Source organism: Arenibacter lacus, from assembly GCF_008711145.1.
GTDB lineage: Bacteria > Bacteroidota > Bacteroidia > Flavobacteriales > Flavobacteriaceae > Arenibacter > Arenibacter amylolyticus.
On record NZ_VVIN01000048.1, the window covers coordinates 19,012 to 28,955 of the forward strand.

Sequence of the window (9,944 nt, forward strand, 5' to 3'; positions counted from 1 at the left end):
ATATCTTTGGAAAGAGTTGAGTGTTAAAGTTGTATATGCCTCAACCGTTAACTGTGTAGGAAAGAATTAAAGAACGTTCGATATGAAGATTTTGAAGAATATTTTGATGATTTTAGGAGTTGTTTTTGTGGGGAGTACGTTGGTGTTTGCCGTTAAAAACAGTACTGTGGATGAGGCTTCGGCAGCGGAGTTGGCCAATGAAAAAAGTATTGCCAGTGAGTCGGAGGTGAATACGGGATACCGAATTACGGCCGTTGATATACCTGAAGGATTAAATTTTGCTGGTGAAACGGTGCCTTTGGATGATCCGGATATCATGGAGCGGGTAGACCGAGAGTTTTTGGTGAATACCTATTGGCAGTCCAATGCGTTGTTGTTTATAAAAAGAGCCCATAAATATTTCCCAATTATAGAGCCTATATTGAAAAAAAATGGGATTCCGGACGATTTTAAATATTTGGCCTTAGCGGAAAGCGGACTGCAAAATGTGGTTTCTCCTGCAGGTGCTACCGGGTTTTGGCAAATAATGAGTGCTACCGGAAGGGAATACGGTTTGGAGATCAATAAAAATGTGGACGAACGATATCACTTGGAAAAATCTACCGAAGTGGCCTGTAAGTACCTGAAACGTTCTAAAGAGAGATTTGGGAGTTGGACGATGGCCGCTGCTGCATATAATGCCGGAGCTGCAGGAATGCAAAGATATATGAGGACCCAGAAAGTAGAAGATTATTACGATCTTCTATTAGGGCAGGAGACAGGACGTTATGTGTTTCGCATATTGGCAATAAAAGAGATTCTCTCCAATCCCGAGAAATATGGCTTTCATCTAGAGAAGGAGGATTTATATAAAATGGTTCCCACTTTCTCCGTTGAAATTGATGAACCTATTGCAGATTTTGCAGACTTCGCCCATTCATATGAAATCAATTATAAGATATTAAAGCGTCATAATCCATGGTTAAGGGAGGCGCATCTTAACAATGCTTCCAAAAAGAAGTATACCATAGAAATACCTAACAAAGGATACTATAAACTCTCCAAATAAATGCTTGGGTTCCTAGAAGGAAATGTATGGAAGATCCTTTTAGGGGTGAATTATGTATTGGTAATATTCTTCTCCGTTTTTATCGTACTTAAAAATAAGAATCCGGTAAAAACACTCTCTTATATCTTTGTCTTGGCCGTACTTCCCTTTGTGGGGCTGTTGGTGTATTACTTTTTTGGGCAGGATTACAGAAAGGACAAGATATTTGAAAAAAAGTACCTGCTAGATGATGATAGACTGAGGAAGTGGAAAGATAAAATTAGTCTCAATAAAGAAGAGCGAGACGACCTTGAATCGCTGTTCGGGGAAGGGATATTTAAGGTTTATCGCCTGTTGAAGAATAATGAGCGGGCAGTTCTTACTTTCGATAATGAGGTGAATATCCTTATAAACGGGGAAGAGAAGTTTAAGCATCTCAGAAAAGATTTGGAGGCAGCCAAAGAACATATTCATTTGGAATATTTTGTGGTTTTCGATGATGAATTGGGAGAAAGTATCATTGATCTCCTTTGTAAAAAGGCCGAGGAAGGGGTTGTGGTTAGGTTGATTTACGACGATGTAGGGAGCGATATCTCGTCCAAGAACAAAAAGAGACTTACAAAAAGCGGGGTGCAGCATTTTGCATTTCTACCGGTCTTATTTTCCAATTCTACCAGTAAGCTCAACTATAGGGACCATAGAAAAATTGTGGTGATTGATGGGGAGATAGGGTATGTTGGCGGTATCAACGTAGATCAAAAGTATGACAATAGCTTTGACAACGAAAAATATTGGAGGGATACCCATCTGCGCATTACCGGGGGTGCAGTTGGAGCCTTGCAGTCTTCCTTTATCCTAAGTTGGAATTTCGTTTCTAAGGAAGAACAGGAAATAGAAGCGGCCCTATTGCCTAAAGAGAAGCCCAACACCAAAGAACCTGTTGCAATCCAAATGGCAGCAAGTGGTCCAGACAGTGATTGGGCCAATATTATGGAGGCCATATTCTGTATGATTAATACCGCTAAAGATCACGTATTAATCACCACCCCTTATTTTATGCCTAACGATTCCATTCTTACTGCGCTTACTACGGCTGCTAGGAGTGGGGTAGCGGTGAAGATCATCATTCCATACGAATCGGATTCTTGGGCGGCACAATATGCTACCGATTCCTATATAGAGGAGTGTTTGCGTTCCGGGATTAAAATATTCCGGTATCACAAAGGCTTTGTGCATGCTAAAACCTTGGTCATAGATGATATGTTTACCAGTATTGGTACGGCTAATATGGACTATAGAAGCTTTTCCATGAACTTCGAGATTAATGCCTTACTCTATAATAGGGAGGTAAATCAGCAGATGGGAAACCAATTTCAGTTAGATCTGGAAGATTGTGAAGAGGTATATTTAGAGCGATGGGAAAATAGGGGGCTTAAACGCAAATTAAAAGAGTCTTTCAGTAGACTTTGGGCGCCCTTGTTATAATCTGAAGTGTTTGTTGGAATAAAAGAATGCCAACACGATTCATACTTATCTCGTATTGGCATTGATAAAATATAAATAATAACTGCGAAATTTTTAGCGCTAAAAACAAAAAGCAGGGAACATGTAGGTCGGTTCCCAGCCTGGTTAAGTCCTTAATCCCTAAATCTTTTTCATTTGTTGTTGCATCATCTTTATCTGATCTGCAAGCATATTCTGTTTGTCTAGTTTTTTGGCTTCCCTTAGTAGGGTAGTGGCTTCCCTCTTTCTGCGTTTTTGCATGGCAATACCAGCCAAGCTCAATTTTGCCATAGCTACATCGTAATCCATGTTAAGACCCAATTTTAAAGCCTTTTTAAAGTATTTTTCTGCCTGGGTAAGGTTGGTTTGGGAAAAAATGATTCCGTTTAGGTAGTTGTAGTAACCGTGTTGCTTTTGGGTAAGGGCTGCTTCGGGATTTTTAATTTTATCTAACCACTTTTTGGTCCCTTCAAGATCCTGTTTACGCATTTTTAAAAATGCCAAGAGGATAATCTCATTTCTAAAATAAAGAAATACAAAAATAGAAGCCAAGAGAATCAGGAAGATCCCATTACCTATATTGCCTTCTATAAATTGGTACACCGCATAAGCAATAATAAGTGCGGCAATGATTAACTTAAAGTTTTTGTTGAACATGTTCCTTGTTAATTAATTTGTAAGTGATTTTAGATTGTATGGTGGTGGGTAGTTCTTGAGCCCCCAACTGTGCTAGGGTAGATACCCCGGAAGACCTCCCTTCCACGGTCATAGTAAAGATAAACCCGGTATCGATATTGGATTGGATCGATGTTTTCTGAGTTCCTTTTAAACGCATGGTGGTATTGGGGTCTTTTATATTCATTTCTATGGTGGCCATTCCGCTAATCAAGGCTTTTTGACCATTAATTTCGTTTAAGGTCCACTTATTATGGGTCTTTAGTTTTCCGGTATAGGTGTTTTCCCAGCTGTCTTTTAATTGTACCGTTTTGTTGGGATATATAAAGGTCATCTGCTTATAGCTGTTGGCCAATGCTTCTGATCCAAACTCCTTGCTCAGCGACTTTTTCATCAGGTTAATGGCAAATTCGTCCGTAAGTCCAGAAACTTTTGCCATTTTAGATACAAGGCTGTCTCCACCCTTTACATTCAGAATGTCTCCTGTCTTGGAAAGTAGCAGGGTAACCGGATTCTCCAAAATGGTATTGAAAATTTTGGATTGTATATCCCCTGGCACCACTTTCTTTGCCTGTACATTCATCAATGTTCCTTCTATGCTAGAGGTCATCTTAAGATTTAAATCCTTAAAAGTAAGTGATAGTTTATACCCTTCAGGGACTTCGGACAGTACTTTAAACTCCAGAACTCCATCTATAAGATTCGTAATTTGGTGAGAGGCTCCGTCTAGTTCCTGGGTGATGATTTGTTGGGCTTCCTGTTTCACCCTGTATATATCCCCTTTCTGCAAATGATACGCTAATGATACTTGCCCCAATACCACTAGGTGGCAGAGGAAGAGAAATGTTAATAATATATAGCGTTTCATGTTATCTGGTGAATCTTATTTTAGCCGTTGCAAAAGTAATAAAATAGTACCTCCTTTAAGGTGGGCAACTATAAAAAAATAATTTTTTAATTAGATTTGCCAAAGCAAAAACTCTTTGTATATTTGCAGCCGGATTTTGTCCGATACTACGCAAGATCCGAAGAGAAGTCAAAAAAAGAAATTTAAGAAGATCATAAAAAATACGCCACGATGAGCAAAAGAACATTTCAACCATCAAAAAGGAAGAGAAAGAACAAACATGGTTTTAGAGAACGCATGGCTACTGCCAATGGTAGAAAAGTTCTTGCTAGAAGACGAGCAAAAGGAAGAAAGAAATTATCCGTATCTTCTGAATTGAAGCATAAAAAATAATGATAATACTGTTCTTATAATTAACAAAGGTGTTACTTTTTCCAGAGTAGCACCTTTTTTTTGCCCAATTTGTTTTTATATTTTTAACATTCACTACAATGCCCAAAAGAAAAGATTTAAACTCTATTTTAATTATTGGTTCTGGTCCCATCGTAATTGGACAGGCGTGCGAATTTGATTATTCAGGTACACAGGCGCTTAGGTCCCTAAGGGAAGATGGTATAGAAACGATATTGATCAATAGCAATCCCGCTACGATCATGACGGATCCAACCATGGCAGACCATGTATACTTAAAACCATTGACCACCAATTCTATCCGAGAAATATTGGATAAACACCCCAATATTGATGCTGTTTTACCAACAATGGGAGGCCAGACTGCCTTAAACCTATGTATCGAGGCAGATAATAAGGGCATTTGGGAAGATTATGGAGTAGAGATCATTGGCGTGGATATAGATGCCATCAATATTACCGAAGATCGTGAAAAGTTCCGTGAGCTGATGTTGAAGATCGGGATAGGTATGGCCCCTCAAGCTACTGCTACCTCTTTTTTAAAGGGAAAGGAAATAGCACAAGAGTTTGGCTTTCCATTGGTGATTAGGGCGTCTTACACCCTTGGAGGTGCAGGAGCATCTATAGTTTATGATCCAAAGGATTTTGATGAAATGCTTTCCCAAGGATTAGAAATTTCCCCTATCCATGAGGTCATGATAGACAAGGCCTTAATGGGATGGAAAGAATACGAGCTAGAACTGCTACGTGATAAGAATGACAACGTAGTGATTATCTGTACTATTGAAAATATGGATCCTATGGGAATCCATACTGGAGACTCCATAACCGTAGCTCCTGCAATGACCTTGTCTGACAGTACCTTCCAAAGAATGCGCGATATGGCCATCAAGATGATGAGAAGTATTGGGGATTTTGCGGGTGGATGTAATGTTCAGTTCGCCGTTAGTCCAGATGAAAAAGAAGATATTATCGCTATCGAGATTAACCCTCGTGTGTCGCGTTCCTCGGCCTTGGCTTCTAAGGCAACAGGGTATCCTATTGCAAAAATAGCCGCAAAATTGGCTATCGGATATAACTTAAACGAGCTTAGCAATCAGATTACCAAATCTACCTCCGCCTTGTTTGAGCCTACCTTGGATTATGTTATCGTAAAGATACCAAGATGGAACTTTGACAAATTTGAGGGGTCGGACAGAACCTTGGGGCTTCAGATGAAATCTGTGGGAGAGGTAATGGGTATTGGTCGTTCTTTCCAAGAAGCCTTGCATAAAGCTACACAGTCCCTAGAAATAAAAAGAAATGGGCTGGGAGCAGACGGAAAAGGTTACACCAATTACGATGAAATTATTCAAAAACTAACCGTACCCAGTTGGGACAGGGTGTTTGTAATCTATGATGCTATACAAATGGGGATTCCTCTAAGTAGTATCCATGAGATTACCAAAATAGATATGTGGTTCCTACGCCAATACGAGGAGCTTTACCAATTGGAAAAGAAGATTTCCGAGTACACTATAGAATCGCTAACCAAGGATCTGCTGCTAGAGGCCAAGCAAAAAGGTTTTGCCGATAGACAGATAGCTCATATGGTGAGGTGCTACGAAAGTGAAGTGTACAACAAAAGGGTAAACCTCAATATAAATAGGGTTTATAAGTTGGTAGATACCTGTGCTGCAGAATTTGAGGCGATGACCCCATATTATTACTCCACTTTTGAAGCGGAAATAGAAAGACCGGACGGTACTACCTATGTGCAGAATGATAGTGTGGTTAGTGATAAGAAGAAAATTGTAGTTCTTGGATCCGGACCCAATAGGATAGGACAAGGAATAGAATTTGATTACTGCTGTGTACATGGAGTGTTGGCCGCATCAGAATGTGGCTATGAGACCGTAATGATTAACTGTAATCCTGAAACGGTTTCTACAGACTTTGATATTTCAGACAAGCTTTACTTTGAGCCAGTTTTCTGGGAGCATATCTATGATATTATCAGGCACGAAAAGCCAGAAGGGGTTATTGTACAGCTAGGTGGGCAAACCGCACTTAAACTTGCCGAGAAGCTAGATAAATATGGGATAAAAATCATAGGTACTAGTTTTAAATCCCTGGATTTGGCTGAGGATAGAGGTAGTTTCTCCACACTTTTGGAGCAAAACAATATTCCTTACCCACAGTTTGGAGTAGCCGAAACCGCAGACGAAGCATTGCAACTTGCCGATGAGCTAGATTTCCCACTTTTGGTACGTCCTTCTTATGTGTTAGGCGGACAAGGAATGAAGATTGTAATCAATAAAGATGAACTGGAAGAGCATGTGGTTGATTTGTTGAGAAAGATTCCAAACAATAAGTTGTTGCTAGATCATTATTTAGACGGTGCTATTGAGGCAGAGGCAGATGCTATTTGTGATGGGGAAGATGTGTATATCATCGGAATTATGGAACATATAGAGCCTTGCGGAATCCACTCGGGCGACTCCCATGGAATTCTTCCACCATTTAATCTTGGGGAATTTGTGATGCAGCAAATTAAAGATCACACTAAGAAAATTGCCCTTGCCTTAAATACAGTGGGATTAATCAATATTCAGTTCGCAATTAAGGATGATATTGTATATATCATTGAAGCCAACCCTAGAGCATCTAGAACAGTTCCCTTTATAGCAAAAGCTTATAAGGAACCCTATGTTAACTATGCTACCAAGGTAATGTTGGGCGAAAAAAAGGTGAAGGACTTTAATTTCAACCCATCTTTGGAAGGGTTTGCTATTAAACAACCCGTATTCTCCTTTGAAAAGTTCCCGAATGTAAACAAAAACTTAGGTCCGGAAATGAAGAGTACCGGCGAGAGTATTTTGTTTATCGATAATTTAAAAGACGATCAATTCTATAACTTGTATGCGAGGCGAAAGATGTATCTAAGCAAATAAGTCTATACAAATTATGGGGTTGCTCCTAAATAAAAAATCTCCTTTGCCTGGATTGGCAAAGGAGATTTTATTATTTGGGGTATCACAGCGCAAGAGTGCCCTTAAAGCTATAAACTTATTTAGTCGCTTTCTTAAAGCTTTCCGTACCTCCCACAATAGGAACCTCTAAATGGGTTTTGTCTAAATCTATCGTCAATTCGGTGCCAGGTTCTGGCCATAGCGTAAATTCCCTGTCGCTAGAGAAAATGAGGAGACCTAGTTGTTGGCCTTTAGGTATTATTTGATCATCTGGCATTAAATCAAACGAAACCTCATAAAAGATGCCGGGCTCTAAAGGTTCCCCATTTGTTAATGAACTGTGGTTTTGTGGATCTGCCCAGCCGCGGGTAATAATATTGTCGGTTATCTTTGCCTTTTTGGAAGTGTTCCATGGAAGGGAAACCAACCAAACGGAAAGATTGGCCGCAGGCTTGCTACTTGCTAGGGTAACTGTAACTTTTGGTATTCCAGAAATATGTAGGTCCTGGGTTAGTTTAGGGCTTAGATATAAGAGTCTGTGATCTGTGTATTCTGCTTGTGCAAGTACTGCCCCAGAAAAAGAATAATTGTCAATTAATTTTTCTTTTCCTTCCCCAGTTTTCTTGTTAAGGGTTAGTCCCCCGACTTCCGGGGCGCCTTTTGTCAAATATAGAGATACAGCTTCCGCTTCGGGGTGTGGATATTGGGGGTAGGGAGTAGGTTGATCCCTAGGGGCATCCTCTCTAACGATCCACGCCTCGGGGTCATTTTCTACCCCATTCTCTACTCCGTGCAAATACCTGGTAAACCATCTATTCATCATAGATAATGGAGGTTCTCCACCGTGGCCTTCTTGATGGTAATAGATTTGTACCGGCAATCCCTTTTCTTTGGCAGCCTTAAATATCCTATAACTGTGGTCTGGCATCACATTCCAATCGTTAAATCCGTGTGCCATCAGCAGGGCTGCTTTCATAGGTTCCATCTTATTTAAGTAATCCCTACCCGCCCAAAAGTCGTTGTAATCTCCGGTAATACGATCCATTCCGTTTTTCATCTCGGTGTCTCGTACTGTGGCATTGTTATGCGCTCTCTTGCTTTCATCGCCACTATGGATATAATCATACAGCACGTCGATGTCTTCCCCTAAATAGCCTCCTGGTGATCGTACCAGGCCGTTAGACCTATAATAGTGGTAGTAGGAGGTGTTGGGTGCAATTGGAATAATGGCTTTTAACCCTTTAACTCCTGTGGTGGCCGCAGCTAGCGGAAGGGTGCCGTTGTAACTGGTTCCGGTCATCCCTACTTTTCCAGTAGACCAATAGGCTTTTACGCGTTTCTTTCCATAGGGTTCCGTAAACCCCTTGGCACGTCCGCATAACCAATCTATTACCGCTTTAGGGGCCAAGGATTCGTTCTCGCCACCTACGGTAGGAGCACCTTGGGAAAGACCCGTTCCCGGGGAGGAGGAGTGTACTACGATAAACCCTCTGGGTACCCAGGTGTTTATATGGGAATTGGAGATAATAGGTCTTTCTCCCTTGCGGACTACTTCTGGGTGTATCCTTGGGGGACCTGGCTGTCCCAGTTCGTGCTTAACATTCCAGAAGCTTCCTTCTGTAAAAGGAGCAACCCCTGCAAAATAAGGGCTGGTGATGTAAATAACCGGTAGTTTTAAATTTTCTGTGTCGGTCTGGTAAGGTCTTGTGACAGCTACGTGCATCCTATCTTTCTTTCCATCACCATCCGTATCAAAATCGGTTTCTACCCAGAGGTCATGCCTAATCCATTTGCTAGCATCTTTAAATTCCGGGACAATTTGGGCCTCTCCATTTTCAATTATAGGGAGGGTCTTGGTAGTGGTAGAGCCCTCTATGCTTTGGGCATTTACTAGGCCTACAACCCCCAAAAGCAATGTGAGAAAAAGTGAGTGTTTTAAAGTTTTAATCATAGTGTTTCTATTATTTATTTAGAACGGATTATTTTTTTGATAAAGCTACATAAAACCTTTTATAGAAGGGATTAAATGTGAATTCCCCATCAGGCTTCAATGGATTTTTTTTGATACCGTCTACGGACTAAGAGGGCTTGGTATTTTATTCTACTGTACAAGAGACCAAAAATAAGTAGGGCAGCGGCCACCATGAGAACATTAAAGTGTATCAAAGTATATAGAAAGCCCCCAATAATACCTCCTAAAAAGAAAAAACTGATGATATAGAGTCTTAATTTAATGGTGGTCCATAACTGTTTTTTGTTTAAATGCTTTTTAGGGAATAATAAATAGGATAATTCTATCCCTAAATCTGTAAAGAGTCCGGTTAAATGGGTGGTACGCACCACAGCATCGGATATTTTAGTAACAAAAGAGTTCTGAACCCCCATGGCAAATAGTAAAAGACAGGCAATTAAGCTTGGGGAGGGATCTAGCATTACTTGTGCTAGGACGGCAATTAAGACCAAGGTCACCGCTTCTAAAAGAGTGGGCAATACATAATTTTTTATCCGTCCGCCAAGACTGCTCATTTCA

The 9,944-nt window shown here is 40.5% G+C and carries 8 protein-coding genes; 4 read left to right on the top strand and 4 right to left on the bottom strand.

Translation table 11 applies throughout. The features are described 5' to 3' along the window. Nucleotides 1–82: 82 nt before the first annotated feature. Together F1E73_RS12945 and cls are read left to right on the top strand one after the other, a co-directional pair. Nucleotides 83–1,048: a lytic transglycosylase domain-containing protein gene (locus F1E73_RS12945; protein WP_086476545.1), complete on the top strand. Its 966-nt coding sequence runs from the start codon at nucleotides 83–85 to the stop codon at nucleotides 1,046–1,048. After that, nucleotides 1,049–2,512, top strand: coding sequence for a cardiolipin synthase (gene cls, locus F1E73_RS12950; protein WP_150452124.1), 1,464 nt, complete (start codon nucleotides 1,049–1,051; stop codon nucleotides 2,510–2,512). Nucleotides 2,513–2,671: 159 nt separating this feature from the next. Here cls and F1E73_RS12955 read toward each other — a convergent pair whose 3' ends face one another. Beyond that, the gene (locus F1E73_RS12955) at nucleotides 2,672–3,187 is read right to left on the bottom strand and encodes a hypothetical protein (protein WP_086476543.1); all 516 of its coding nucleotides are present in this window, start codon (nucleotides 3,185–3,187) and stop codon (nucleotides 2,672–2,674) included. Continuing rightward, nucleotides 3,168–4,073, bottom strand: a complete 906-nt coding sequence (locus F1E73_RS12960; RefSeq protein WP_086476542.1) for a DUF6263 family protein — start codon at nucleotides 4,071–4,073, stop codon at nucleotides 3,168–3,170. The genes F1E73_RS12955 and F1E73_RS12960 overlap by 20 nt, the downstream gene beginning before the upstream one ends. Before the next feature lie 210 nt (nucleotides 4,074–4,283). Here F1E73_RS12960 and rpmH point away from each other — a divergent pair, with 210 nt between their 5' ends. Both rpmH and carB read left to right on the top strand, forming a co-directional pair. Then, nucleotides 4,284–4,445, top strand: a complete 162-nt coding sequence (rpmH, locus tag F1E73_RS12965) for a 50S ribosomal protein L34 (RefSeq protein ID WP_026809253.1) — start codon at nucleotides 4,284–4,286, stop codon at nucleotides 4,443–4,445. 98 nt (nucleotides 4,446–4,543) lie between these two features. Next, the gene (carB, locus tag F1E73_RS12970) at nucleotides 4,544–7,396 is read left to right on the top strand and encodes a carbamoyl-phosphate synthase large subunit (protein ID WP_086476541.1); all 2,853 of its coding nucleotides are present in this window, start codon (nucleotides 4,544–4,546) and stop codon (nucleotides 7,394–7,396) included. 115 nt (nucleotides 7,397–7,511) lie between these two features. Here the strand turns inward: carB and F1E73_RS12975 are convergent, their stop codons facing one another. Continuing rightward, entirely contained in the window at nucleotides 7,512–9,365 is a 1,854-nt protein-coding gene (locus F1E73_RS12975) for a Xaa-Pro dipeptidyl-peptidase (RefSeq protein ID WP_150452125.1), read from the bottom strand. A gap of 89 nt (nucleotides 9,366–9,454) precedes the next feature. Further along, nucleotides 9,455–9,944 (bottom strand): YoaK family protein (locus F1E73_RS12980; RefSeq protein WP_150452126.1); only part of this gene is annotated, 490 nt, incomplete at its 5' end.

Bases quoted from the DNA above. Each gene is read 5' to 3' on its own strand.
- F1E73_RS12960 (WP_086476542.1), bottom strand. From the start codon at position 4,073: ATGAAACGCTATATATTATTAACATTTCTCTTCCTCTGCCACCTAGTG.
- cls (WP_150452124.1), top strand. From the start codon at position 1,049: ATGCTTGGGTTCCTAGAAGGAAATGTATGGAAGATCCTTTTAGGGGTG.
- F1E73_RS12945 (WP_086476545.1), top strand. From the start codon at position 83: ATGAAGATTTTGAAGAATATTTTGATGATTTTAGGAGTTGTTTTTGTG.
- rpmH (WP_026809253.1), top strand. From the start codon at position 4,284: ATGAGCAAAAGAACATTTCAACCATCAAAAAGGAAGAGAAAGAACAAA.
- F1E73_RS12975 (WP_150452125.1), bottom strand. From the start codon at position 9,365: ATGATTAAAACTTTAAAACACTCACTTTTTCTCACATTGCTTTTGGGG.
- carB (WP_086476541.1), top strand. From the start codon at position 4,544: ATGCCCAAAAGAAAAGATTTAAACTCTATTTTAATTATTGGTTCTGGT.
- F1E73_RS12955 (WP_086476543.1), bottom strand. From the start codon at position 3,187: ATGTTCAACAAAAACTTTAAGTTAATCATTGCCGCACTTATTATTGCT.